Source organism: Flavobacterium sp. MMS24-S5 (assembly GCF_050320125.1).
GTDB lineage: Bacteria > Bacteroidota > Bacteroidia > Flavobacteriales > Flavobacteriaceae > Flavobacterium > Flavobacterium tyrosinilyticum.
The window spans coordinates 3370337-3396527 of record NZ_CP190016.1 but is presented as its reverse complement, the minus strand read 5'-3'; the positions used below and the strand labels follow the sequence as shown (position 1 = coordinate 3396527).

General features: G+C 33.4%; 18 protein-coding genes and 3 pseudogenes. 7 read left to right on the top strand and 14 right to left on the bottom strand.

Features of this window, described 5'->3' with window-relative positions; all coding sequences use genetic code 11:
- Positions 1-138: 138 nt before the first annotated feature.
- Positions 139-2514 carry a penicillin-binding protein 1C gene (pbpC, locus tag ACPWTF_RS15630; protein ID WP_427872018.1) on the bottom strand — a complete coding sequence of 792 codons (2376 nt, stop codon included), beginning with the start codon at positions 2512-2514 and terminating at the stop codon, positions 139-141.
- A gap of 212 nt (positions 2515-2726) precedes the next feature.
- Positions 2727-8415 (bottom strand): annotated as a pseudogene (locus ACPWTF_RS15625) (alpha-2-macroglobulin family protein).
- 151 nt (positions 8416-8566) lie between these two features.
- Between ACPWTF_RS15625 and ACPWTF_RS15620 the strand changes: the two are divergent.
- A complete protein-coding gene (locus ACPWTF_RS15620) occupies positions 8567-11299 on the top strand; it encodes a COR domain-containing protein (protein WP_427872016.1) in 2733 nt (910 codons plus the stop codon).
- Positions 11300-11309: 10 nt separating this feature from the next.
- Here ACPWTF_RS15620 and ACPWTF_RS15615 read toward each other — a convergent pair whose 3' ends face one another.
- Complete coding sequence (locus ACPWTF_RS15615) at positions 11310-11753, bottom strand: nucleoside deaminase (RefSeq protein WP_095928040.1); 444 nt, start codon at positions 11751-11753, stop codon at positions 11310-11312.
- A gap of 60 nt (positions 11754-11813) precedes the next feature.
- On the opposite strand from ACPWTF_RS15615, the gene ACPWTF_RS15610 reads away from it, so the two are divergent.
- From ACPWTF_RS15610 to ACPWTF_RS15585, 6 genes and pseudogenes are all read left to right on the top strand, one after another.
- On the top strand, positions 11814-12779 hold the full coding sequence (locus ACPWTF_RS15610) for an energy transducer TonB (protein WP_427872014.1): 966 nt from the start codon (positions 11814-11816) through the stop codon (positions 12777-12779).
- Positions 12780-12859: 80 nt separating this feature from the next.
- Positions 12860-13678: an energy transducer TonB gene (locus ACPWTF_RS15605; protein WP_427872012.1), complete on the top strand. Its 819-nt coding sequence runs from the start codon at positions 12860-12862 to the stop codon at positions 13676-13678.
- On the top strand, positions 13678-14319 hold the full coding sequence (locus ACPWTF_RS15600; RefSeq protein ID WP_427872010.1) for a hypothetical protein: 642 nt from the start codon (positions 13678-13680) through the stop codon (positions 14317-14319). The genes ACPWTF_RS15605 and ACPWTF_RS15600 overlap by 1 nt, the downstream gene beginning before the upstream one ends.
- 134 nt (positions 14320-14453) lie before the next feature.
- Positions 14454-15026, top strand: coding sequence for a hypothetical protein (locus ACPWTF_RS15595; RefSeq protein ID WP_427872009.1), 573 nt, complete (start codon positions 14454-14456; stop codon positions 15024-15026).
- A 37-nt stretch (positions 15027-15063) separates the two neighbouring features.
- Positions 15064-16852 (top strand): annotated as a pseudogene (locus ACPWTF_RS15590) (1-deoxy-D-xylulose-5-phosphate synthase).
- Between the two features lie 34 nt (positions 16853-16886).
- A pseudogene (locus tag ACPWTF_RS15585) lies at positions 16887-17887 on the top strand (DUF3078 domain-containing protein).
- Positions 17888-17947: 60 nt separating this feature from the next.
- Here ACPWTF_RS15585 and ACPWTF_RS15580 read toward each other — a convergent pair.
- The 11 genes from ACPWTF_RS15580 to ACPWTF_RS15530 all read right to left on the bottom strand — a co-directional run bounded on the left by ACPWTF_RS15580 (position 17948) and on the right by ACPWTF_RS15530 (position 26124).
- Positions 17948-19294, bottom strand: a complete 1347-nt coding sequence (locus tag ACPWTF_RS15580; protein WP_095928204.1) for a deoxyguanosinetriphosphate triphosphohydrolase — start codon at positions 19292-19294, stop codon at positions 17948-17950.
- A gap of 98 nt (positions 19295-19392) precedes the next feature.
- Positions 19393-19635: an Lrp/AsnC ligand binding domain-containing protein gene (locus ACPWTF_RS15575; protein WP_427875761.1), complete on the bottom strand. Its 243-nt coding sequence runs from the start codon at positions 19633-19635 to the stop codon at positions 19393-19395.
- Positions 19636-19708: 73 nt separating this feature from the next.
- Positions 19709-20224 carry a hypothetical protein gene (locus ACPWTF_RS15570; RefSeq protein ID WP_427872007.1) on the bottom strand — a complete coding sequence of 172 codons (516 nt, stop codon included), beginning with the start codon at positions 20222-20224 and terminating at the stop codon, positions 19709-19711.
- 79 nt (positions 20225-20303) lie between these two features.
- Positions 20304-20696, bottom strand: a complete 393-nt coding sequence (locus tag ACPWTF_RS15565; protein ID WP_427872005.1) for a hypothetical protein — start codon at positions 20694-20696, stop codon at positions 20304-20306.
- Positions 20680-21087 (bottom strand): hypothetical protein, encoded by a 408-nt coding sequence (locus tag ACPWTF_RS15560; protein WP_427872004.1) that lies wholly within the window; start codon positions 21085-21087, stop codon positions 20680-20682. The genes ACPWTF_RS15565 and ACPWTF_RS15560 overlap by 17 nt, the downstream gene beginning before the upstream one ends.
- 140 nt (positions 21088-21227) lie before the next feature.
- Positions 21228-21740, bottom strand: a complete 513-nt coding sequence (locus ACPWTF_RS15555) for a hypothetical protein (protein WP_427872002.1) — start codon at positions 21738-21740, stop codon at positions 21228-21230.
- A gap of 12 nt (positions 21741-21752) precedes the next feature.
- On the bottom strand, positions 21753-21914 hold the full coding sequence (locus ACPWTF_RS15550; RefSeq protein WP_427872000.1) for a hypothetical protein: 162 nt from the start codon (positions 21912-21914) through the stop codon (positions 21753-21755).
- A 93-nt stretch (positions 21915-22007) separates the two neighbouring features.
- Positions 22008-22436, bottom strand: a complete 429-nt coding sequence (locus ACPWTF_RS15545) for a hypothetical protein (protein WP_427871998.1) — start codon at positions 22434-22436, stop codon at positions 22008-22010.
- 3 nt (positions 22437-22439) lie between these two features.
- The gene (locus ACPWTF_RS15540; protein ID WP_427871996.1) at positions 22440-23045 is read right to left on the bottom strand and encodes a hypothetical protein; all 606 of its coding nucleotides are present in this window, start codon (positions 23043-23045) and stop codon (positions 22440-22442) included.
- A complete protein-coding gene (locus ACPWTF_RS15535) occupies positions 22990-25149 on the bottom strand; it encodes an RHS repeat domain-containing protein (RefSeq protein ID WP_427871994.1) in 2160 nt (719 codons plus the stop codon). Before ACPWTF_RS15535 ends, ACPWTF_RS15540 begins: the two co-directional genes overlap by 56 nt.
- Positions 25150-25674: 525 nt before the next feature.
- Complete coding sequence (locus ACPWTF_RS15530; RefSeq protein WP_427871992.1) at positions 25675-26124, bottom strand: hypothetical protein; 450 nt, start codon at positions 26122-26124, stop codon at positions 25675-25677.
- Positions 26125-26191: the final 67 nt, after the last annotated feature.

The following is a 26191-nucleotide window of genomic DNA, read 5'->3' as shown; positions in this document are numbered from 1 at the left end:
TCTAAGCACAATTGTCACCCTGAGCGAAGTCGAAGGGCGCTCCAATTGGCACATGGGCTTCGACTTCGCTCAGCCAGACAACCTAACCTCTTTTTTTTGGAATTTGGAATTTTAAAAATTGGGCTTTATATTTACCGTTTAGTCTCTCACAATTTCAATTCTCCTTCTTATTTCATTTCCAGAAGCATCTACAACCGTAATGTAATGTATTCCTGTTGTGGGCGTAATAGGCAATTCGTGAAAGGTTTTGGTTGTAGCCTTATAAACATCATCAACATACCAAAACAATTCTTTATCTCTTTCAGAATACGCTACTTTCAAAATTACGGGCTGTATGTTACTGTTAAAATCCTTTGTTAAATATATTTTACTATTCGCTTTCGGATAAATAAAGTCCATTGTAGTGGTTTGCGTTCCTTCGCATCCTTCTTTAAATGGCGGTAACGGCAAATATTCAATATGCTGGCTTTTATAATACCAAGCTATAACAGGAGGCAGTACAAACCAGTTTCTAATCACAATATTATCGATACTCTCGCAGCTGCTATTTACCTGAAATTGCTCTGTTTTATCCAAATGAATGGTTCTATGATACGGACAAACCTTTGTCGATTTACCTTTTTTAGAGACCCATTGTTTAATTTTTGGGCAATTTTCTTTTGCCAAGTAACCGCTTAATCGACAGACCTCAACTTCTGCTAAATCATTATATGGAGTATCAAACCATCTTTGCCTTGGCAGTAAATTAAAAACATCAAATAAAATTGGTGCGGCGCTAGTAACTCCAGTTAAAGTTGGCCTTCCCTCACCCGTAGCATTTCCAACCCAAATTCCGACCACATATCTTGAATTGGTTCCAATAGCCCATGCATCACGATTCCCGAAACTGGTTCCCGTTTTCCATGCAATTTTAAGCGAACTGTCATAAAACTTCCACGCTTCATCTCCTTCCGGTCTATTAACCTCTTCCATTGCATTATACGTTAACCAAATTGATCCCGCACCCAAAATATTCTTCTGGTCGGTTTCTGAGCCAAAATCGGGCTTAAAATCATTTTTATAATTGAGTTCGGTAAATTCGTTAGTCCGATACTTACTCTTATTTTTAGTATAATAATTGACCGTAGACGAAAGATTTGCATACGTTCGGCATAAATCCCATAAATTACTTTCAGCACCTCCCAAAATAAGCGATAGCCCATAATGATCGGGAGTTTTATTTATGTTTTTTAATTTAAATTTTTGAAGTTCTTCATAAAACTTGTTTACAGTAAATTCCTGAAGCATTAAAACCGCAGGAATGTTCAACGAACGTGACAATGCACGATGTGCAGGAACAGCGCCATCAAAAGTTAGATTGAAATTTTGAGGCGTATATCCAGAAATCTGTGTTGGAATATCAGCTACTAAAGTATTGGGCAGAAATTCGCCATCATCCAACATTGCTCCATACAAAAGTGGTTTTAAGATACTTCCTGTACTTCTTGGCGCATCGATAATATCAACATCTTTTTGATGATCTGCATCTGCTGGAGAATTTCCAACATAACTCATTACATTTCTACTCTGAACATCAATAACCAAAATCGCCAGATTATGAACCTCATTCTGTTTGTACTGGTTGTAATAATATCTTGCAATTTGATTGACACGATTTTGCAAGGCATAATCAATAGTAGTTTTCACTCTTGTTCCTTCTTCATTTTTTGCGACTCTTTGTAATAAATGCGGAGCGATTTGAGGCAGATCGTATGGCTTTTGAGGTAATGGTTCTTCTATTGAAAGTTCGTACGTCTGCTTATCGATAATACCTTCCTGATGTAGTTTTAGTAAAAGTCGGTTTCTTTTGTTCAATAATTTTATCTGGTTTTTTCCCGGATAAATTAAACTTGGTGCATTAGGCAAAACAGCCAAAACTGCATTTTCTGCCCACGATAACTGATTGGACTGCACTCCGAAATAACGCCATGAAGCCATTTCTAGTCCTACGACATTTCCCCCAAAAGGCGCATGCGCAGCGTACATTTCGAGAATTTCATCTTTAGAATAACCCAATTCTAATCTTGTAGCGAGAATAATTTCTATTATTTTTTCAAAATACGTCCTGTTTTTTCCTTTTCGGGATAATCGAATAACCTGTTGCGTTAAGGTACTTCCTCCTCTGACCACTTTTCCTGCTTTTCTGTTTTGCTTAAAAGCATTAATCATCGCTCCAGGATTGAAGCCAGGATGTTTATAGAAATACTCGTCTTCAAAATAAACGATACATTTCTTGAATTTATCTGGAACGCTGTCTTGTGCTGGAAAACGCCATTGTCCGTCTCGGGCAATTTTAGCTCCGAGCAATTCCCCTTCTTTACTTTCTATAACGGTAGAATATGGTTCTTTGAACAAAGTTCGAGGTATAGAAAAATAGTAAATCAGCAAGAGCAGAAATGCAATTGCTGATTTTATTTTATTTCTTTTTATCCAGTTTAGAATGCGCTGAAAGAACGCTTTAAATTTATTTTTCAATGCTTATTTTTTTAACCGCAAAGACGCAAAGATTTACGCAAAGTTCGCAAAGTTTTTCTCTCGCAGATTCAGGAAATCTTATATTATCTACTTGATCTGCAAAATCTGCGAGAAACTTTTTTGCTAAGTTCGCAAAGTTTTTACCACAGATTAAAGGATTAAAAAAGATTTTGAAATCTGTGATAATCTGTGCAATCTGTGGCTAAAAAATTTTATTTCACAACCTCAACCCAGAATCCTTTTGTTCTTGCTAAGAATGTATTATCGTACATGGCTTCGCATTGCAATCCAGGTAAATAATAGTTTCCTAAATACGATGCATTTAGCAGAATTCGGAAAACTTTAGTTTCTCTTGCTTTCATTCCGAAATAGAAATTCGTTCTGTCATCTCGGATATCAATATAATCTGCAATGTTGTTTACAGCATCTCCATAATCGGTAAAACGAGTATTTACAATTTCGAATCCTGAAGGCAGAATTTGAGATAACGCTACGTTTTGAACGCTTTCTCCTCTTTGATTTTTAATTGTAACCTCGGCAACAAATTCAGTTCCCTGATTAATTCTTGAAACATTGATTACGCTTCCTTTTCTGTTTTTGAAAACAATAGAAGCCGTAACATCGCTTTGAACCGCATTTTCTTGTCCGATAGGCAATATTCCACTGTTCAATACACGAACATAAACTGTATTGGCTTTATTGTTTTTCAGCGTAATACTGTTTGAACCCGAAGCAACAGACAAACTGCGATCTGCAACCGATTTACCTGTATTGATTGTCTCTCCTTTCCCGTTTTTACTAAATTGGATATTGATTCCTTTCGGACCATTACTCACCGCAAATTTCGACATTGCATACAAACAATAAGCTGTTGTCTGCGTACTCATCCATTGATTAGCTGACATTTCTTTGGCTAATTTTGCTGCAGTAACAAATGCTTTTTGTTTTTGATCTAAAAGAAGCATCGTTTCTAAAGCCATTGCTCGGTTTCTTTCACTTGAACCATAATAGTAATAGCTGTAACCATCTGAACTTCCATCAATGCTGGTTTTCAAGAACAAACTTTGCCCAGCCGATTTCTGACCTGCTAAAACATAAGCGGCTGCCAAACGAAGCATACTTTCATTCGAAATACCTTTAGTTTCACGTAATCTGTTCATAGACGACAAATCTGCATGTCCTGCTAAAGCTAAAGTGTATAAACGATATGCCTGAGCTAAGTCATTTCCATATTTAGGTTCAAAACGCCATTGTTTCGCTTCTTTCTGCTGATAGGAAAGCCATTTCGATTTGAAATTAATTGGCAGTACATATCCTTTTTTCTCTGCTTCAATTAAGAAATGTCCAGCATAAGAAGTTCCCCAATCATCTGCAATTGCATTTCCTTGCCAGTACGGCATTCCGCCATTTGATAATTGGAAATTACCCAATCTCTGAATTCCAGCCGCAATATTTTTTTGAATTAAATCTTTGCGTTTCGCATCTATATCTGCCACATCGCCCAAATACAATTGCGGGAAAACAGATGAAGTAGTCTGTTCTACACAACCATGCGGATATTGAATCAAGAATTGTAACCTTCCGTTCAAATTCATTGACGGCATAGACGAAACTTCTAATCTGGCTTTATTACTTCCGGCAATTCCGAAAGTTTTCCATGAAATTGTCTTCGTACTGTTTGGCGTTAAAACAACATCTGTAAAAGTACTCGTAACTGGATTTGGATTCGTCATGTCGATTTCGACATCATAAGTTGATTTCTCGCTTCCAGATGTCGCAATTACCTGAACTTTTGCAATTCCAGTTGCAGAACCAACAACCAAATTAAAATAGGCCATTTTTTCATCTGGCTGTGCAAAACTTAGTTTTTGAACTGCACTTCCCATTACTTTCAATCCGTTACTGGTTTTTACCTGAATCGAAACATTTTTGATCTTATTTTCAGTTGCAAAAACTGTTACAGGCAATGTTACTTTTTCTGACGGAGAAATTTTTCTAGGCAACGAAGCCAATACCATCAACGGACTCTTAACCTGTGTTGCTTTTTCGACGCTTCCGTAAGCGCTTGTATTCGCATCACCCGCTACTACCATTGTTCGAACAGAACCAATATATTTTGGAAGCTTTAAATCATGCGATTTCGTTTCTCCTTTTCCTAATTTAAATGGTCCATAATATAACACTACAGGTTTAAAACGGTTGGCTTTTTTAGCTTTTCCGCCTCCTAAATCCTGATCTCCACCAATACTGAAAATCTGATTTATTTTTCCGCCATAAGCGCCAATTACATCATCGTAAACGTCCCAAGTTTTTACTCCTAAAGCTTCACGCACATAAAAACTATCCCACGCATTTGGTGTTTTAAAACGAGTTAAATCCAAAAGACCTTCATCTACAACCGCGATTGTATAAGTCATTTCTTTACCTGATTTTTCACCCACTTTAACCGTAAATGGCTGTTCTGGTCTTAAAACATCAGGCATATTTAAAGTTGGTGCCAAAAGGGTGTTTTTATCTACAACTTCAACAGGAACAATTCCATACATACGAATTGGCGAATCGTTTTTGGTTGAAGCATGAGGCTGTAATAATGTAATATTAAAATATACGTTTGGCGCCATTGCTCCTGTAATTGGAACTTCAACTTTTGTTTCTCCGTTTTTAGTTTCAGCCCAAATAGTCTGCACTACTCTTGATCCGTTTTCGATAGAAATCAATGCACGGCCACCTTCACTTGAAGGGAAAGAAATTTGTGCTTTTTCTCCCACTGCATAATTTTTCTTATCGGTAGAAAACACTAACATATTGGCTGTAGAAGCATCTCTGTTTCGTGTTTTTCCAGACCAGATTGGCCAATCGATATTTACGGTTAAAGATGTTGCATGACCATCTTGCTGATCGGCAACACGAATTAAATAACGCCCCCATTCTTCATCTGTCAAGGCAAATTGGAAACTTCCTTTTCCGCTAGAATCGGTATTGATGACAAAAGTTTTGTATGAAGTCGTTGCATTCGAAGAATTATAATTTGATAGATTATCGCTTGAAGAATCCCACCACCATCTCCAGTCTACTTTATAAACTCGTACTTCGAGATTACGAACCGATTTTGGTCTTCCGTTTTCATCAACTGTTACAACATCAAAACGATTGTTTGTTCTCGTTTCAAGCATGCTATATTTATTCAGTTCCGGCGTTTTTAAACCTACATAGGTTTTGTACGGAGAATAGGTTGTTGACATTACATCTGTACTAAAATCTCCTCCTTCTTCGTACACTTTTGTAATGAATGAAGCACGAAGCATTCCTGGTGCCTGACCTTGTAATCTTGGCTGAATGTTAACTGATGCTTTACCGCTTTCATTTAATTTCCCAGAGAAAATATTGATTTCTTCTGTACTGAATTGGCGTGCCAAATCATCAAAAGTATATTTTTCATAGCCTTTAAATGTTGTGCTTTGTTGAGAGAATTTCGCCTGCATTTCTACATTCAAATTCTTAGCAATTGCACCGTGAAGCCATGTTACCTCAAGATTGTCTGTATTTGGATACGAAGCCGAAAGTGTTTTTCTGCTAAATGTATTCTTGATTTTTAAACGATTTGGTTTAATCGTTTCAATCTTAATGCTCTTGTAGAATTTCGCACCTCCAACACTAACCATTGCTTCCCAATTTCCTGTTGGGGCATCTTGGTTTGTTGGCACTATAAAAGCATAATGGTTTAGATCATTCGTTTTTTGAACAGTTTGATAAACTGTTTTGCCATTCGGATCATTTAATCTGAATTTAATTGGATGTGATTTCGGAAGTTTATTCGCTGCATCGTTCAAAATAAATGATAGATACAGGTTATCTCCTGGACGCCAAACACCTCTTTCTCCGTAAATAAATCCTTTTAAACCTTTTTGTAAAGTCTCTCCTGCAACATCAAAATTACTTACCGATAATGAAAGTCCATCATCCAGTTTCACATAAGTCGATTGGTCACCTAAAGTTACAATGGCGAAATAAGCAAATTTGTCCAATTGGAAAGAAGCAATACCTTCACTGCTAGTTGCTTCTGTTGCAATTTTTTGCTGTTGGAAGTTGTATAAATCTACTCTTGCGTTTGAAACGGGTTCTGTTGTAACGATATTATTTACAGCAAACAAGTACGATTTATTTTCACCTCTTTTAGCAATAACTCCTAAGTCTGAAGCCAAAATATTAGTCGCAATTCTGGCATTGTAATAGTAAGAACCTGTACATGGATCCTGACTTTCTCTCCAATCATAATCGTCATAATAATAGTAATCGTCGTAAGAGTTGCCGCTGTAGTTTACATCATTTTCATCAACTTCTTCTTCCTCGGTTTCATCGTCATTTCCTTCTGATGTTTCGCATTTATAAAGCGAATATTTCTTTTTATACACAAATTCAACTCTGTAAATTGCTCCTGGTTCTGGTTTAATGATTTTAGATAAATCTAAAGCATACGTATTCCATTTAGAAAGATTTACGAGCGTACTTTCTTTTAAATTTAAAGTGGTTTTAGCAATTGGCTGTGCGACTTTTTTAAGATTTTGCCCGCCATTTAATTCATTGTATTGAAGAAATTGCAGAATGTTATTTTTATAAATCTTATACACTTTTACATCTACAGCGCTTAGATTTACGGCTTCGAAATTCAATTTTAAATTGTTTGAACTTGGCAGAATTGTTCCGTTTTTAATGAAACGAATGTTTGGTTTTATCTGATCAAAAGAAATTTTCTCGCTGTAATTGTTTTCCAGTTTTTTACCATATTGACTCTCGATTCCCTGAAAAACTTCCAATAATAGTTCGCCCGTAACAACTTGTTCTGGTTCTTCGTCTGGCACATATTCAACAGCTTCTTCTACAACTGCGGCGGCTGAATCTACGGCAACAGCGGCTGAATCAACCACTACCGCAGCCGAATCTACTGCTACTGCAACTGGCTCCTGCACAGCTACTGCTACAGGCTCTTGTTTTTTAGAAGCATTTTGGTTTGTAAAATATACTTTAAGTAAATTTCCTTGGGTAGAAAATTTCAGATTATTGGTGTTTTGAATTGAAACCAATCCTGCAAAATCCTGACCTTTTTCTAAAGGCTCCGAGAAATTAATTAAAACCTGCTGATTGTTTCCGTCTGGAATTTCAACTTTTATAACTTTAAATTCGTTGATGCTTGTAATCGGGAAATCTATTTGCCCTTTTTGATCAATGTCAAAATCATTTCCATCATAAATAATCTCTAAGTTTGAAGCTTCTGAGTGGCGTTGAATACTGTCAATTATAAAACGAAATTCTTTAGCACTGACCAGCTACTTTCTCAAATTTAATTTTAAGATTATTCCCTTTATGTTTCGCTTCAACCAGCTTTTGAGCGGTTTCCAAATCAATATTGTCAGCTGTTTTTAAAACACAGTTTAAATATTGGTATTCTTTGCTGTACGATTGAATATCGCCCGTATTGATGGTAAAATCTTGTTTAACCGTTTTAACTGTAAAGTTGAATTTTGACAGTTCTTTTTCTTTCTCTTTCGGAATGGCAGTCAGTTTATCTAAGTTTAAAGTAACCTGATATTCTGTTCCCATTTTGAGTTTTTTCTCTGGAATAAAAGCCAACGTATTTGTTGAAAGCGCTATAACTTTCCCGTGAACACTCGGCGAAATATCAAACAAATCGTCATCTAATTCCTGATTCGGTTTCCAATCTTTTTTATCGAAAGCCAAAACCACACGAATATCAGAATCTGCAGAAACGATTCCGCCCGTAAAACTGGTAATGTAATCTTTAAATAGTGAAAAATCTGAATTGAAATCTGCTGCTGATTTGCGCCCGCAAGATTGAAAAATAAAAAACACAAAAAATACGAGAGATAGTCCTTTTGCTTTCACTTTTATTTAGAGTTAATGGTTAACAAATTGAGAATTTAATACGATTTAGCGCTAAAAGCCTTAACACCAAAATACAAATTAAATTGGGATAAAAGTAAATTATTTTTAAGAAGAATATTCGTTATATTTGAAAACATTCAAAAAAATTAAAATGAAAGATATAGATGTAATTAATACACTTGAAAAAGAAAATGACATTTTAATTATAAATACTAATGACGAAGATTTTGATGAATATTTTGACAACTCTTCACAAGACTATTACACCGTTAATGATAGAGGTGAAATTGTAACACTTATCATCAATAATGCAGATGTTTTTAATTTTTCTTCCATTAGTTCTTTACTAAACCTAGAAAGGCTATCTATAAATTCGGCAGAATTATTAGACTTTGAAAAAATCGAATCCTTTAAAAAACTCATATCGCTAAATTTGCGAGAATGCTATATTAAAGATTTTTATCCAATTAGTAGATTAAAAAAATTAGCTTATTTAGATTTAAGTTCAACGAATATATCTGATCTATCAATATTAGAAAACTTAAATGCACTTAAAAGTCTAGAATTGAGAAATAATAAAATAAATAACATTTTACCGCTCCAAAATTTAAATAAGCTGGAAGTGTTATTTTTATGGAATAATCAAATTTCAGAGATAAACATCTTAGTGAATTTGAAAAAATTAAAAAATTTGGATATAGGGAGAAATAATATCGAATGCATCAGTTCTCTCTCTGTCTTAAATGATTTAAGACTTATCGATATTTCTCACAATAAAATAAATGATATACGACCTCTTGAAAAATTTATCACAAAAGGATATGAAATAATTTTGGATGGAGATTATGAAGAACATCTTGAAAATTTTATTTTTTTAGAAAATAATGATTTCACTATACCTCCGTATGAAGTTATCACACAAGGAAACGCTACAATAATTCAGTATTTTGAAGATGCTAGAAAATATAATTTAAAATCATTGAATGAGTGTAAATTAATCTTTGTTGGTGATGGTGGATTAGGAAAGACTAGCTTAATGAAGAAAATTATTGGCCTGCCATATAGTGACGAACCAACAACTCATGGCATAAACAAAAAATCGTGGAACGAAATTAAAAATAATTTTGACGAAAACATAAAAGTAAATTTATGGGATTTTGGTGGACAACATATTCAACATTCATTACATCAATTCTTTTTAACTGAAAAGGTCGTTTACATTCTATTATTAGATCCTAGAAATGATTCTTCAGCAATTTATTGGTTGGAACAAATAGAAAAACTAGGAAAAGATTCCGAAATTTTAATAGTATACAACTGGAAAGAGTTAAAAGATAAAAAATCACACAACAATAAAAACTTTTATGAGTTACGAAAAACTTATCCTACGCTAAGAGAACCCTTTTTGTTGTCATGTAAAAATGGTGATGGATTTAATGAATTTAAAGAATCATTAAGCCAAATTATTTTATCCCGAAAAGATTTATTAGTTCAATACCCTATTAATTGGTTTAAAATTAAAGATGAGTTAGAGAAAGATGTAACTATAAGTAAAAACTACATTGCATACAACGAATATGATTTAATTTGCGACAATAATGAATACTATAATGAGATAAATCGAAAAAATCTTTTGAAACAATTGGATAAAATTGGTTCTATAGTGTTTTTTGATAAGCCAATATTAGAAGAATTACAAGTTCTAAATCCTGACTGGATAACTACAGGAGCATATTCTGTAATTACGTCGGAAATAACAAGGATAAAAAAAGGACATTTAAATTCTAATGATTTAAAAGAAATTTTTAAAGACGAAAAATATTTATTCGCTAATAAAAAAGTAAAGTTAAAATATAAAGCAAAAGATTTTCAATTTATACTTGCATTAATGAGTGATTATGATTTATGTGTTTATAATCCATTTTTAAAAGATGAATTTTTAATTCCTTGTGCATTTGAAGGAGAAAAACCGTCTGAATTCGAAAGATACAAGCTTGATTCGAAACATTACCGCTTTCAATTCGAATCTGCATTTGAAATGCTAATAATGTATCGTTTTATGGCAAGAAATATCTCTAAATGTATACAAGATGGATATTGGCAATCAGGAATTGTACTTCAAGATTTAAATAAGGAAACATATGCACTAGTAGAAACTAATCAGCATTCAAAAATAATTGATTTTTGGATAACAGGAAAAAATATACGGGGCTTTTGGGAAGTTCTCAGAAACGATATTAAAGACATAAATAGAAAATATTCTTTAAAATTCAAAGAAGAAGTCAAATATGATTATGATGATAATGAAGATTTCTTTTATAACGATTACCGTGAAATATTTCTTTCGTATGACGAAATGATAAGTAGTTTATATCACGGAATAGATGTAATAGAATATCATCCAACACACAGAATTAAAAATATCAATGTTCTTGAAGTTATCGAAAACTTTGAAGATTCAAAAAAAACAATTAAAAAAATGGAAAAAGAAGGAATACATTTTCATGGTAATGTTATAAATAATGGACAATTATTGGGGAATAACAACACACAAACGATTTATAATAATTATTTCTCCAATAACCAAAAATTAGAAGAACTTAAAGATATATTAGAAGATTTCGAAGATGCAAGCAAAACAAATAAAGAGTGGCAAGATAATTTTACAAATGCTCTATTGGAAATTTGTAGATTAGAAAATGCGAAAAATGAAATTGAAGAAAAAAAATCAATTAGTAAGCTAAAGAAATTTTTTAATAAGGCGAAAGAAATCAAAGACTGGGTAGCTATTGGAGTATTACCCGCAGAGTTAGCAACAAAAGGAAGTAAAATGATAGAATTAGGAAATGATTTATTTCAATTTATAGAAAAGCTACCCTTTTAAATAGACAAAATTATTTCCTTCTTTCCAGAAAAAAACGTTTCATCAAATCCGCAGCTTCATTAGCCATTACGCCAGAAACAACAGTCGTTTTAGGATGCAATTTTGTTCCCATATTGATAAAACCGCGTTGTTCGTCTCTTGCGCCAAAAACAATTTTAGAAATCTGGCTCCAGTACAAAGCGCCAGCACACATTTGGCAAGGTTCAAGAGTAACATAAAGCGTACAGTCTTTTAAGTATTTTCCGCCTAGAAAGTTTGCTGCTGCTGTGATAGATTGCATTTCAGCATGAGCTGTAACATCATTTAATAATTCGGTTAAGTTATGACTGCTTGCAATTACTTTATCTGCAACGACAATTACAGCGCCAACAGGAATTTCGCCTCTTTCAAAAGCTATTTCTGCTTCCTGCAAAGCTTTTTTCATAAAATATTCGTCTGTAAAAGGATTTATCATAATTGCAAAAATAGGATTTTAGAACTTATTTTTATTACATTTAATCTTTGATATCTGAATATGGAAAGAAATTACAAAATCAGCATTCCTGAACCATGCTCTGAAGACTGGAACAAAATGACGCCAAATGAAAATGGCCGTTTCTGCATGAGCTGTTCAAAAACTGTTGTTGATTTTACCTTGATGTCTCCAGAAGAAATTCAACAATACATTATTAAAAATCAAGGCCATAAAATGTGTGGCAGATTTAAAAAATCTCAACTAGATTCGATAACAATCCAAATTCCGAGTAAGGTTCTTTATACGCAAACGCATTTTCATAAAATGTTTTTACTGGCTTTATTTATTGCCATGGGAACTACTTTGTTTAGCTGTCAGAATAAAGAAGGAAACAAACAAAAAATCGAGAAAATTGAAATAATTGAAAATGCTCCTTCTCCAAAAACTGAATCCAACGAAAAGCAGGAAGTATCTACTACTAAACCAACAACCATTAGCAAAACAAAATCTAAAAAGGTTTCTACTCTAAAAAGCAAAAAATACCTTTCTTTAGTAAAAACAGAATGCGCAGAAACGCTACCCAATGAGGATATTTATGAAGACAATACCGTCTATGGAGGAATGGGAATTGATGTTATACCTGATTACCCTGGAGGGAGAGATTTATTTTACGAAGCTTTTAAATCTGAATTTAAAATACCCAAAGAGTTAAAAAAATCTACCGGAGTAATCAAAATGTCTTTTGTTATTGAAAAAGACGGAAGTTTAAATGAAATAAAAACCATTGAAGATCTTGGTTTTGGAACTGGAGAAGAAGCTATCAGAGTTTTACAAAAATCTATAAAATGGACTCCAGGCGAAATCCAAGGAAGGAAAGTTAGAACTTTTTACAATCTACCCATCACATTGGAACTCGACACTTTAAATCCGAAAAAAAGGAAGAGAAAGTTTTCAAAAATTACGACCATGCAAATTGTTAAAACTGGTGATAGTCAAGAACAAACCGAATTAAGTTTACAACCATAAAGAACTAACTTTAAGAGATTTTTCTATAAAAAAATTGCTTGTGCTTATTATTTATTACATTTAATTCTCTGAATTTAGAAATGGAAAGAAAAGGAAAAATAACAATACCAGAACCATGTCATGAAAACTGGGACAAAATGAAGCCAACTGAAAATGGCCGTTTTTGTCTGAGCTGTTCTAAAACGGTTATAGATTTTAGTTCTATGCTTCCAGAAGAAATTCAGCATTATTTTATTCAAAATCAAAATGATAGAATTTGCGGAAGATTTAAACAATCACAGTTAGATACCATTACGATTCAAATTCCTAATCGCGTTTTATATTCTCAGACCAACTATCATAAAATGTTTCTACTTGCTTTGTTTATTGCCATGGGAACAACTCTTTTTAGCTGCCAAGATAAAGAAGGAAACAAGCAAAAAATTGATCAAATTGAAATCGTCGACAATCCAACACAAAATCAAGATGAAGATGTTTCCTCCTGCTATGGCCATGAGATTGAATCTAAAAAAGAAAAAACAAAAAAGCCAAGAGAAAGAATCACAATGGGAGCGGTACTTCCTCCTATAGCTAGTGAAAATGAGAGACTACATTTTAAATATAGTATTATATATAATGCCGTTGATTTGGATATTCTACCTGCTCCAAAAAACGGAATGAAAAAATTCTATTCTTATTTTGCAAAAAATTATACTGCTTCAAAAGAAGGAGAAATGTCCGTTTTATTTGTTGTAGAAAGAGATGGCACTTTAAGCAATTTTAGAGTAACTCAAAACAAGTCGTCAGAAAATGAAGCAAAAGTTATTAAAGTATTAGAATCTGGCCCAAAGTGGATTCCTGGAAAAACAAATAATCAGTTTGTTCGATCAACTTTTATTTTGCCAATTACATTTAAATAATGAAAATAAAACATAAAATAACTACTTATATAAATCGCAAATCGTTTTTGCCAACGTTGTATGTAGTTATGGCTGTAGTTTTTTTCGGTTGTCAAAACAAAGAAGCCAAACAGCAAGAAATTAAGAATATTGAAGTTATTGAAGATACTCTGACAGCAAAACCAGAAGCTTTGGATGCAACTGCAATTAGTACAAAAAAATTAGATCAAGCGCCCTCAGATGTATCAAAAATTGAGCAACTTAAAATAAAACAAACGACAACAATAGCCTCTAGAGAAGTGGATGATAACAAATCTTCGAAATCTGATAAAGCAAAAAAAGATGATGCTTCTTCAACTCTGAAACCACTTTCGAATACAAATGCCGAATTTCCTGGTGGTATTGATCAATTTCATACTTTCTTCATGAAAGAATATAAAAAACCAGAAAATGTAAATTACTGGAAACTCAATTTTACACTTGCCTTTGCGATAGAAAAAAACGGAAGTGTTTCATTTCTTGAATGTTCGCCGCCTGTTGAAGAGCCTTTAGAAAAAGAAATTATAAGGGTTTTAAACTTATGTCCTAAATGGCAACCAGGCGAATCAAACGGAAAAAAAGTCAGAATGCAATATTCTGTGCCTATCGCTTTAAAACAATAATTTAAAATATTCCTTATTAAAAAAAGTAAGATTATACTTATTTTTAATTATTAGCGTTTTATCTAAAAATGCTAATAATGAAATCTAACTTCAAAATTACAATTCCAAATCCCTGCAATGAAAACTGGGATGAAATGACACCTGATGAAACTGGAAGATTCTGCCGTGTCTGCAACAAATCTGTAATTGATTTTACAAGCAAATTACCAGAGGAAATTCAGCACTTTTTTCTCCAAAATCAAGATCAAAAAATTTGCGGACGATTTAAAAATTCACAATTAGATTCTGTAAGTATTCAAATTCCGAGTCAGATTTTATTTTCCCAAACGCAGTATCATAAGATGTTTTTGTTGGCCTTATTTGTTACTATGGGAACTTCTCTGTTTAGCTGTTCATCTGTGAATGGTAACAAACAAAAAATTCAAATGATTGAAGTTGTTAATCAACAAAAAACCTCATCTCTAAATAATTCTAAAACACAAACAGATTCTAAAAAAAATGAAATAAATTCAGTAAAAATTGGCAATGGAGAAGCCACAATGGAGCCAATGCCTATTGAAGTCAATTTTGGTTTGGAAAAAGAATTATTGAAATCTGAAGACATCATTATTAATAAGATTGAAATTGGGGATATAAATTTAACTTCTCTAAAAAGTCAAATTGGCATGCCTAGGTGCAAACCTCAATTAAAATTTGGAAAACAATAATTAAATTTAAAACTGTAAATTTGCTTTTTACCATACAATGAAAAGCGATTTACTTTCGAACATATACAATCCGGCCGATTTACGTCTTTTAAAAGAAGAACAGCTTACTCAGGTTGCTCAAGAACTTCGTCAATTTATTATTGATATCGTTTCTGTAAAAGAAGGGCATTTGGGAGCAAGCTTGGGCGTTGTAGAGCTTACAATTGCTTTGCATTATGTTTTTAACACCCCAGATGATTTATTGGTTTGGGATGTTGGGCATCAGGCATACGGACATAAAATATTGACCGAAAGAAGAGAAAACTTTCATACCAATAGGCAAATAGAAGGTATTTCTGGTTTCCCTAAAAGAAGCGAAAGCGTTTACGATACTTTTGGCGTTGGGCATTCTTCTACTTCGATTTCTGCAGCTTTAGGAATGGCGATTGCTTCTAAGCTAAAAGGTGATCTTGACAAAGAACATATTGCTGTAATTGGAGATGCTTCTATTGCAAGCGGAATGGCGTTTGAAGGACTTAATCATGCTGGAGTTACCGATGCAAATATTTTGGTTATTCTAAATGACAATGCGATCGGAATTGACCCCAGTGTTGGCGCTTTAAAACAATATCTGACTTCTGTTAAAAACGGAAAAAATCCAAGGCAGAATAATATCATCAAGTCTTTAAATTTTGATTACTCTGGTCGAATAGACGGTCACGATCTTCTGAAATTAATCAAAGAATTAAAACGTTTAAAAAAGATTAAAGCAACCTAAATTCCTGCATATTGTTACAACTAAAGGAAAAGGTTTGCTTCAGGCTGAAGAAAATCAGGTAAAATATCACGCGCCTGGAAAATTTGATGCTTCGACTGGCGAAATTCATTTAAAATCGGAAGAAAATCTTCCTCCAAAATATCAAGATGTTTTTGGCTTAACCATTTTAGATTTAGCTAAAAAGAATGAAAAAATAATCGGAATTACGCCTGCAATGCCATCTGGAAGTTCATTAAAATTTATGATGGACGAATTGCCAGATCGCGCCTTTGATGTTGGAATTGCCGAACAGCATGCTGTTACATTAGCGGCTGGTATGGCAACTCAGGGAATGATTGTTTACTGCAATATTTATTCGACTTTTTTACAGCGCGCTTACGATCAAGTAATTCATGATGTGGCGCTACAAAACCTTCCTGTTATTTTTTGTTTGGACAGAGCAGGTCTAGTTGGAGAAGATGGTGCAACGCATCACGGTGTTTTTGACATTGCGTATCTGCGTTCGATTCCGAATATGATTATCTATGCGCCTTTAAACGAAATTGAACTTCAAAACATTTTGTATACTGCGCAACTTGGATTAGAGCATCCAATTGCAATTCGATATCCAAGAGGTCGAGGCGTACTTCCAAATTGGGAAGTAGAAAATTTCGGACATTACAAAAAAATTAATTTAGGTGAAGCAAAATGTTTAAAAGATGGTACAAAAGTTGCTGTATTGTCGACCGGAACAATTGGAAATAATGTTATAGAAGCCCTCAAAGAATCAACCCATTCTGACGAGATTGCGCATTATAACTTTAGCTTCATCAAACCACTAGACACCAATACATTAACCACTATATTTAAAACTTTTAAAAACATTATTACAATCGAAGATGGAGTTAAAAATGGTGGTTTTGGAAGTGCTGTTTTAGAATTTGCAGCATCAAATAATTTTAAAAATTCGATTGAAATTTTGGGTGTTCCAGACCAATTTATTGAGCATGGAACAGTAAATCAATTACAACAATTGTGTAAAATTGACGTTAAAAATTTAATAAATCTTTTTTCTAACGGTTCAAAATAATTATTTTGCGATACCAAAACAAAAATTACCTATAATGAAATTATTGCGTTCTACCCTTTTGCTATTATTGCTTTTGTGTACTTCTAATAACTTTGCCCAGATTATACAAACAACTCTAAGCCCCAATCAAGCACCTAAACCGCCTTCTAACTGGACAGAAAAAAACCAACTTGGTTTTGACCTTTCACAAATAGCTTTTGTAAACTGGAGCGCGGGGGGACAAGTTCTATCTCTGGATTATTTAAAGGAGAATTCTCTAGAACTTATTTGAAAGGAAATCATAAATGGTTCAACGAACTTATTATGAAATATGGTCTAAACAAACAAGAAGATATTGAAACGAGAAAAACAGATGATGCGATTCAATTGAACTCTACTTACGGTTTTAGAAAAGATACCGCTTCAAATTGGTACTACTCAGCAAAGTTTAACTTCAATACGCAGTTTACCAACGGTTACAATTATCCTAATCGAGACGTTCCCATTTCTAGACCTTTTGCACCAGCATATGTCTTTTTAGGAGCCGGAGCAGAAAATTCAAATAAAGAAAAAAACAGAACATTTTATTTCTCACCAATTACTTTAAAGACTACATTGGTATTAGATCAAAATTTGGCAAACCAAGGTTCTTTTGGTGTTAAAAAAGCCGTTTATGCGCCAGATCCTTTAGATCCAACTCAGCAAATTTTGATTGAAGAAGGTCAAAAGGTAAAAGCCGAATTTGGTATCCTTTTTACTGCCTACATGAAAAACGAAATCTATAAAAATGTTTTTTACGAAAACAGACTTTCCTTATATACTGACTATTTAAATCGATTCGGAAATGTCGACATTGATTATGATACACGTCTAGATTTGGTTGTAAATGCTTATGTCAAAGCAAACATTGGCGTTCATTTAATTTACGATGATGACATTAAAAACAAAAAAGACGTTATTGATCCTGCCACTGGAACAAAAAGTCAAGTTACTGAAAGTCCAAGAATGCAGTTAAAACAAGTTCTTGGTGTTGGTCTCGTGTATGCTTTCAAATAAAGAAATCAATAAAAATAAAAAAAGCTTCTTTTAGAATATTTCTGAAAGAAGCTTTTTTATTTAACGCTTTTTTTGTCCTTGAATCATTTCATAGAGTTCAAGCGCATTTCCGTCTGTTAAGAGCGAAACATAATGGCAGATATGCAATAGGCGCTCATATAAATTGGTTTTCTCTAAATGATGTTTTTCTGGAAGCATTTTCAAAATCAACTTATCGTAGTTGGAGGCAGTTCCATCATATTTATTATTAAATGCTGTAATAAATTTATCCAACAGCGTTTGAATAATCTGGTAACCTACAATTTCTTTTTCAATTACTTCTCTGCTCTGGTAGATTTTTTCAACACTCAGTTTGATAATATCATTCATCTGTGCTTTGTATTTGCTTTTATCTGTTAAAGCATACGGGAAATTTCCCGCCAGAATTGCTTCTTCATTTTCAACAAAAACATTTACAGCATCATTAATCAAAGTTCCAATTGCCAAAGCTCTCAAATAACTGATACGATCTTCTTTTGTAGTTAACGATTTGTATTTAGAAACCCCAATATTATCTTTTACGAGATTAATCAGATATTCTAAAGCAAAATCTTCAGAAACCAAACCTAAATTAATTCCGTCTTCAAAATCAATAATCGTATAGCAAATATCATCTGCAGCTTCAACTAAATATGCTAAAGGATGTCTTTCAAAACCAATATCGTCTCCAGATTTATTGGCAATCATTCCCATATCTTTCGCAACTTCTTCAAAGAATAATTTATCTGTTTGAAAGAAACCGTATTTCTTATCGGCAATATTATTAGTCGGCTTTTTAGGAAGACTCTCTTTCGGATATTTCATAAAAGCTCCCAAAGTAGCATACGAAATACGAAGTCCGCCTTCAATTCCAGGGCGGCTTGCGGTTAGAACTGAAAATCCGTTTGCATTTCCTTCAAAATCAATTAAATCCTGCCATTGCTTATCTGTTAGCTGATTTCTATATTTCTGCCCATTTCCGATAGCAAAATATTCGCCAATTGCTTTTTCTCCAGAATGCCCAAAAGGCGGGTTTCCGATATCGTGCGCTAAAGAAGCCGCAGCCACAATTGCGCCAAAATCGTTCATATGATAACCATGAACTTCTTTTAAATAAGGGTATTTTTCAATTATTTTTTTTCCAACCAAACGTCCAAGCGAACGTCCTACAACAGAAACTTCCAAACTATGCGTTAAGCGCGTGTGTACGAAATCGGTTTTAGAAAGCGGAATAACTTGTGTCTTATCTTGCAAACTTCTAAAAGCGGCAGAGAATATAATTCGGTCGTAATCGACTTCAAATCCTAAACGAGTATCATCTTGTTCTACACGTAATCTTTTGCTTGTATCTCCCTGACGTTTTAATGATAAAAGTTGTTCCCAGTTCATTTTAATTTTTGATTGTAGATTAACGATTTTAGATTTTTGATCTAAATTGATGATTTTAGATTTCAAAAATACGTTTTATTTTAGGATTTTCTTCTGCTTTAAAATTCTAAAGCGGTGCTGTGTTTGATTTCTCCCATTACAAAAATACTGTTCGTGTTTCCAATGTTTTCAATCGTTGACAGCTTATTCATTACAAAATCCTGATAACTAGCCACATCTTGCTCAAAGATCTTGAGCATAAAATCGCAATCGCCTGCAATATTGTAACATTCTATAATTTCTGGAAGCGCGACAATATCTTTAACAAAATTGCCTCCAACATTTTTAGCGTGTTCTTTTATTTCTATGCTCTAATCTGATACATTACCAAAACATAAAAACCTCGCATTTCTGCGAGGTTAATTTTTTCTATTATTAATCAATTTTCTTTGCCTTCCTGAGCGGGATGCTCGAACCGTCTGAGGAATTTTTAGATTTCCTGTAAGCATCCAATGCAGGAACTTTAATCTCATCTATTTCTAAATATTTTAAAATCCTAGCCAAAAAATGATCTGATTTAAATCTCCCTTTAGAGTAATGTATAAAATATTCATTATTAGGCTTAAAAACTATTCCCGTAGAAAGCAGGTTACTAGCATCATAAGAACCATCGCTATTATTTTTATAAAATTCTATCAATATTGCTCCGTCAAAAGGTCTAGATTGTAAATCATTCTCTTGATTTAAAGATAGCAATTCCTTACAAAATGATGCTATTTCCTTTTTATCCCTAATCTTATGTTCCTCAAGCCCCCCAAAACTTTCTGGGCTACTATTTTTAATATGTATTTCGTAAACAGAATCTAATAATTTTTTATTAATTCCATCTTTAGTACTATTACAGCTTACTAAAAGAAAACATAAAAAACCAAACGCATAAATTTTATTCATAATTATTATTCATTTTTAGGGCCAGGATTAATTGACAACTTTACTCTAACGCTCTAAAAACGTATTTTATAAAAATGCCCTAATCTGATACATTAACCATATTAGCGATTTCTTCCCTTAAAAATCCAGCTTTTAAAATAGCTGTTGTATCTGTGATTTGTTTGGAATAACCTCCTCTAATTATTTCAGGAGAACTTGGTAAATATCTTACCTCATAAAATTTTAGCAGATCATCTTTTGTTATTCCAGTACCTAAATCATCCTGAGAGAAAACATACTTTTTATTATTTATATAATAAGAAAGATATATAATTGACCATTTGGGTAATCGTTCAATACTATCAATTCTACCAATTGTTGTTTTCCCATTTTTCTTTAATTCTTTATCAGTCCAATTACTTCGGAAATATGCAACTGCAAAAACAGTAATCAAAGGAGCTAAAACCAATATAATTTTAATTGTTTTTTTCATAGCTTACTATTTTACTTCCTGATGAATTTTTAGATTTCCTGTAAGCATCTAATGCAGGAACTTTACTCTCATCTATTTCTAAATATTTTAAAATCCTAGCTAAAAAATGATCTGAAATATATTGACCTCTAGAATATGTTATATAATATTCGCTATTATGCTTAAGAATAATACCTGTTGAAAGAATATTAATATACTCACCAACTCCATATTGATCTTTTCTCATAAATTCTATAACAATAGTTCCATCATAAGGTCTTGTTTGCAGATTGTTTTCTTCTTTTAATGAAATTAATTCTTTACAAATAGAAGCTATTTCTTTTTTATCTTTAATACTAATTTCTTCAATTCCCCTGCTGTGCGAAGTCTCCCGACTTCGTAACCGCTCCAATATAACTTATACAACTTTTATACTGCTATCTTTCAAAGATTGTTTTATTATTTATTATTAAACACCTCTAGACGTTTCATTTATAACAGAATAAGACATAAAAAAACCTCGCATTCTGCGAGGTTTAATTTTTTCTATTCTTAATCAATTTTCTTTTCTTTCCCGAGTGGAAAGCTCGAACCATTTGAAGAATTTTTAGATTTCCTGTAAGCATCTAATGCAGGAACTTTACTCTCATCTATTTCTACATATTTTAAAATCCTAGCCAAAAAATGATCTGATACATATTGACCTCTGGAATTAGTTATAAAATACTCCTTATTGGGTTTAAGAATAATCCGTGTAGAAAGAATATTAATATATTCTCCTGTCCCGTATTGATCTTTTTTCATAAATTCTATAACAATAGTTCCGTCATAAGGTTTAGTTGGTGAATTATCCTCTTCTTTTAATGTAAGTAATTCTTTCAAAATAGAGATTATTTCTCTTTTATCTTTTATTCTATATTCCTCAATCCCTCCAAAACTATCTGTAGCCCTATTTTGCACATGAATTTCACATACAGAATCCATTAACTTCCTATTAAAATCATCGTTTGTTTTACAACTACTCATTAAAAAATATAATAAGCAAAATAAAAAAAATTTATACATATTTAGTCTTTTTTAGGTCGTGGTTCTGTTGATTAAATCTTTTATTAATTTGGCTCCAGATAATTCAAAACTTTTATTATCTCTTTTTCCTCCAAAAACCTCCTTAGATTTGCCAAATCCAGCTGAAATTCCATAATAAGATTGATCAGCTGCAATGAATAATGATCCATTCAAAATACCGCGGCTAGCCCCTATCGAACTTTCAAGCCCCTCAAAAGTAGATCGGTCAAAATTTTTATAATCTATGCCCTAATATGATACATTACCCTAATCTGATACGTGACCACTTTTTTTTGCCCACATTGGAAGCTGTTTCCAGCCTTCAGGTGGGGCATCCTTTACACTATCTGGAACAGGAATATTCTGAAAAATTTTTGCACCTCCGAAACTATATTTTAAAGAATATTGTATCAAATAACGTTCTCCTTCTTTAGGCTTATATTTATCATCGTAAACTGCAGAACTGATATATTGCTCATTGTTTTTTTGATATGAGTACATTATAGATTGATGTGATACAATAGGCCAATATTTTTTAGTTACTAAACCTATTGAATAATTTCCTTGCTCGATAGATATATTTTTTTGATAAAGATAAATTCCTAAAATAATAACAGGCACAATAATTATCCATAGATTCCAATAAGAATTTTTTTGAGACGTATAAATAATTTTTTTTAAGATTTTATTGAGCATAATTTATTGAATTTTATTTTGGATTACTCCAGCACCGTAAACGGGAGCATTGGTTAAAAGTCCATTTGTTATATTTCCTGCTACATTACCAACTGATTGTCCAAAACGCACGGTAGTAATCATATCTGTACCAAGAGTTGTTCCTTTAAACCATGATGAACCACTCATTTTCTGAGCAGCAGCCCCTCCTGCAGCACTGAATATAGTTTGGGTCGCAAATGATTGACCACTCATCGTTCCATTAAAAATACTTTTTTGATCTATTAATGATATGTTTGTAGAAGAAGAAAGCAAAGCATTCCCCATATAATTCATTCCTACTCCAGCTAACGCAGTCTGAGTCAAGTTTACTCTTCCAAATGCATTCCCAAAGTCGCCTCCATTTGAACTAAAGTTAACTGCAGTCTGTACAGAAGCATCGACTGCCATTCTTCCACCGATAGCTCCAACACTCATTTCTCCAGATAGTGTAAAAGCACTTACCAAAAGACCTTCAGTAATTGCTACTGGAAAAATCACTACACCAGCAGCTATTAAAGCATGATTAAAGTCTTTAGACAGTTCCATACTCCCCAGAAGACACATAATTGCTTTTATATGCTTTAACATTTACATTTTCTAATTCAATAGTGTTTCCTATGTCTCTAGATCTTGTTCCGTCTTTATTTCCATACTGTCCTATCCAAGTAGTAGATGCTTTATCATATATCCAAATACCAGTAACATCCATATATTTTTGCCCGTCTCTTGCATCAACACCAGTTGGAGGATCTGGTTCCATTCCTGTAGGATTGGTAAACTTAACAGGATTATTTAAAGCATAAGCGTAAGAACTCACTCCTTTAAATTTCTCAGCTAACGGATCGACAGATATAAAGATTCCAAGTTTCGGATCTTGGTAACGAGCCCCAAAATAGTACAATCCTGTCTCTCTATCTAACTCTTTCGAAGTAAACAAATACGGTGTATTCCACTTAGCATTCTTCTCTTCCAAGAAAACTTCCCCAAAAGGCACATATTCAACATGCTGAACTACCTCACCATCTAAGTTGCTAATATACGAAGAACTTCCCAAATGGTCAGGGTGGTAATAAAACTGTTGCAATTCTGCATTGTCATTCTTGCCTGCCATCAGTTTACCGGTTGTAGAACCTGATGTACTAGAACTTGATGAACTTGTTTCTCCAGTAGGATTACAACAGAAACCTAAACCATTTACATAATCATTATTGTCAAGCCCATAATATGGCACTTCAAAAGTATCATAATTAGCTTTTACAACATCTAATGATTTCTTGTATTTAGCATCGTAATTCACTTTCACGCCAGAAAAAGATTCTCCTGCTTTCTCTACTCTTCTCGGATCTGCTCCGTAAGAATCAAAATCTCCAAGCTTGCTCACAATACGTTGCGAGCCAATATAAATATGTTTCGTATAACGCCCACCATTCTGCGCCACTAAATATGGATTCACATACAATGTAAAATCTGATGTAGAGGTTTTTCCTCCAGCAAAAACAGAATTTACAAAAATACCCTGTCCGCCTCCTGAAAGTTTCGTTACTCGCTCGCCTCCCGCATCGTAAGTATAGTTAGAAACATACCCATTAATGTCAACAGCTCCAAGTCTGTTTTCTTCATCCCAGATAAATTTCTTCTCCTGTGCTTTTTCTGCAATCTTACCGTCAGTTTTGACTTCTTCGGTATTTACATAAATCATGTTACCGTTTTTGTCGTAAACATATTTGTTGTTTTTATTCTTGTCTACTTTCGGGTCTGTGTTTTTAGTTCTGTATTCCGTTTCTGTTACATTGTCCAACTGGTGTTTGTTCGTACTATTATAATTATAGTTCATTGTATAGCCTGCTTTCAATGCGCCTGTTTCTGTCACTTTGTTCTGCATCACGTTTTGTGTTTTGCTCACAATATTGTGCAGATCGTCGTATTTCATTTCCAAGTTATAATTGGCCGTTTTCTGGTCGGCTCCTGTGTAAACGCCGTTTGCTGAGGTTAACTGATACAGATTATCATAGCTGTAATTGTGTGCCATGATTCCGCCCATTTTATTGGCTACGCCTGCGGCGCTGTTGGTTACATTCAAGACATTGCTTACTTTGTCATACTGGTATTTGTTGTTCATGAACATTCTTGGCGTGTTAGTGCCCTGATATCCTGTTCCTGAAGCTACGGTCATATTATCGAGTCTTCTTCTTAACGGCTCGTAATTGTATTTGGTTTCGGTTCCGTTGCAGTATTTCAGGTAGCTTCTCTGCTCAAATTTATCATAGCCAATTTTGTTGACATAGTTGTAGCTGTAGGCTTTCTTGCCTGCAACTGCCTGCAGTAATCCGCCTGAATTATACGTATAGCTGATCTTTTCCTGATCTGGATAGATCATTTCCTGAAGACGGTTCCATGAATCGTATTTCCAGCTCGTTACATAGGTTGCTACAGCAGAATTAGGTACAATTACCGTTCTGCGGATGCTCTCGATCTCGCCCATCACGCCATATGAAAACTCTTGCGCTCCTGTGGCATCTTCCATCAGAATCAGTCTTCCCTTGCGGTTCTGGCTTTCATTTTTAGAACCAAAAACATATCGCACATCGTTCTGCGGATTCTCCGGATAATGAATATTGGTTAATCGGTTAAACTCGTATTCATAAGTAATCTTTTTGCTTTTGGCTTCCAGATTTGCCGTTTGTCTTTCCAATAAATTGCCTAAAGCATCAAACTTAAACGTGCTTTTTCCTGCATCGGGTTGGACGACTTCTGTTCTTCTGTCGGCAAAATCATATTTGATTGTTTAATGATTTGAAGCAGAAAATCTTCGTTTCCAAAAACACCTTTAGTCCCGCTATCCGCTATATCTTTTGTGGCGAACCCCGCCACAAAAGGATACCGCTTCTATCGGGGCTAGACATCACATTTTCGTTTTTTCAATGAACTTTCTTCAACAGCATACAGCTTCAAAGATTGCTTTATTATTCAACATTAACCGCCCTCAAAAGCCTAATATTAAACAGAATAAGACAAAAAAACGTTTATTTTCATGCCCTAATCTGAAACACTCTAGAGTAAAAACCTCATTTTAAAACTGTTTAAAACTCTAAAAACAAAAAAGACAGCCCGAAGACTGTCTAATTTTTTTTATAAATTAATATTTATCCTTTATTTAAATGTTCTTAAAAGCATATTCTTGAAAATGCCCTAATCTGATACATTACCTTATTATCAGCTAATTACAAACATTCATATCTTCCTCGGTTAATCCGCCGCCGCCTAAAAATAATGCATCATAAGTTACAATCAATTTACCATTAGAATAAAATTTTTGCTTTCCATCCTCATTCATATTTACTTCTACATAATCAACTTTGTCTTCTTCAACCAAAGTAGAACTTGCTGTCATTACGGCTGTTCCATTTTTAATTTTAAGACCTAATGACTCATCAAGGCTATAAAAAGAATCAATATTCGTATAATCTAACTTTACACAAATCATATATAATCGTTGTGTTTTCTTAGAATTTATTATATGCCCTTTGAATTGGATTTTGAACTTTTCAGAATGCCTATTTTCAATTTCATTTAATTTATTTGAATAATACTGGGTAAGTATAATAACAGTAATAAATAAAACTATTACCCCTCCTAACAACAATAACAATTTTTTTTCTTTTTTCATTTTTAAAATCTTAAAAAGGTGACGTTATTTTTTGAGCCCAATTTAATATAATACTTCCCCAACTTCG

Excerpts from the sequence above, each read along its gene's own strand:
- ACPWTF_RS15620 (WP_427872016.1), top strand. The coding sequence starts at position 8,567 with ATGAAAGATATAGATGTAATTAATACACTTGAAAAAGAAAATGACATT.
- ACPWTF_RS15615 (WP_095928040.1), bottom strand. The coding sequence starts at position 11,753 with ATGATAAATCCTTTTACAGACGAATATTTTATGAAAAAAGCTTTGCAG.
- ACPWTF_RS15610 (WP_427872014.1), top strand. The coding sequence starts at position 11,814 with ATGGAAAGAAATTACAAAATCAGCATTCCTGAACCATGCTCTGAAGAC.
- ACPWTF_RS15605 (WP_427872012.1), top strand. The coding sequence starts at position 12,860 with ATGGAAAGAAAAGGAAAAATAACAATACCAGAACCATGTCATGAAAAC.
- ACPWTF_RS15600 (WP_427872010.1), top strand. The coding sequence starts at position 13,678 with ATGAAAATAAAACATAAAATAACTACTTATATAAATCGCAAATCGTTT.
- ACPWTF_RS15595 (WP_427872009.1), top strand. The coding sequence starts at position 14,454 with ATGACACCTGATGAAACTGGAAGATTCTGCCGTGTCTGCAACAAATCT.
- ACPWTF_RS15580 (WP_095928204.1), bottom strand. The coding sequence starts at position 19,294 with ATGAACTGGGAACAACTTTTATCATTAAAACGTCAGGGAGATACAAGC.
- ACPWTF_RS15570 (WP_427872007.1), bottom strand. The coding sequence starts at position 20,224 with ATGAATAAAATTTATGCGTTTGGTTTTTTATGTTTTCTTTTAGTAAGC.
- ACPWTF_RS15565 (WP_427872005.1), bottom strand. The coding sequence starts at position 20,696 with ATGAAAAAAACAATTAAAATTATATTGGTTTTAGCTCCTTTGATTACT.
- ACPWTF_RS15555 (WP_427872002.1), bottom strand. The coding sequence starts at position 21,740 with ATGTATAAATTTTTTTTATTTTGCTTATTATATTTTTTAATGAGTAGT.
- ACPWTF_RS15545 (WP_427871998.1), bottom strand. The coding sequence starts at position 22,436 with ATGCTCAATAAAATCTTAAAAAAAATTATTTATACGTCTCAAAAAAAT.
- ACPWTF_RS15540 (WP_427871996.1), bottom strand. The coding sequence starts at position 23,045 with ATGTTAAAGCATATAAAAGCAATTATGTGTCTTCTGGGGAGTATGGAA.
- ACPWTF_RS15530 (WP_427871992.1), bottom strand. The coding sequence starts at position 26,124 with ATGAAAAAAGAAAAAAAATTGTTATTGTTGTTAGGAGGGGTAATAGTT.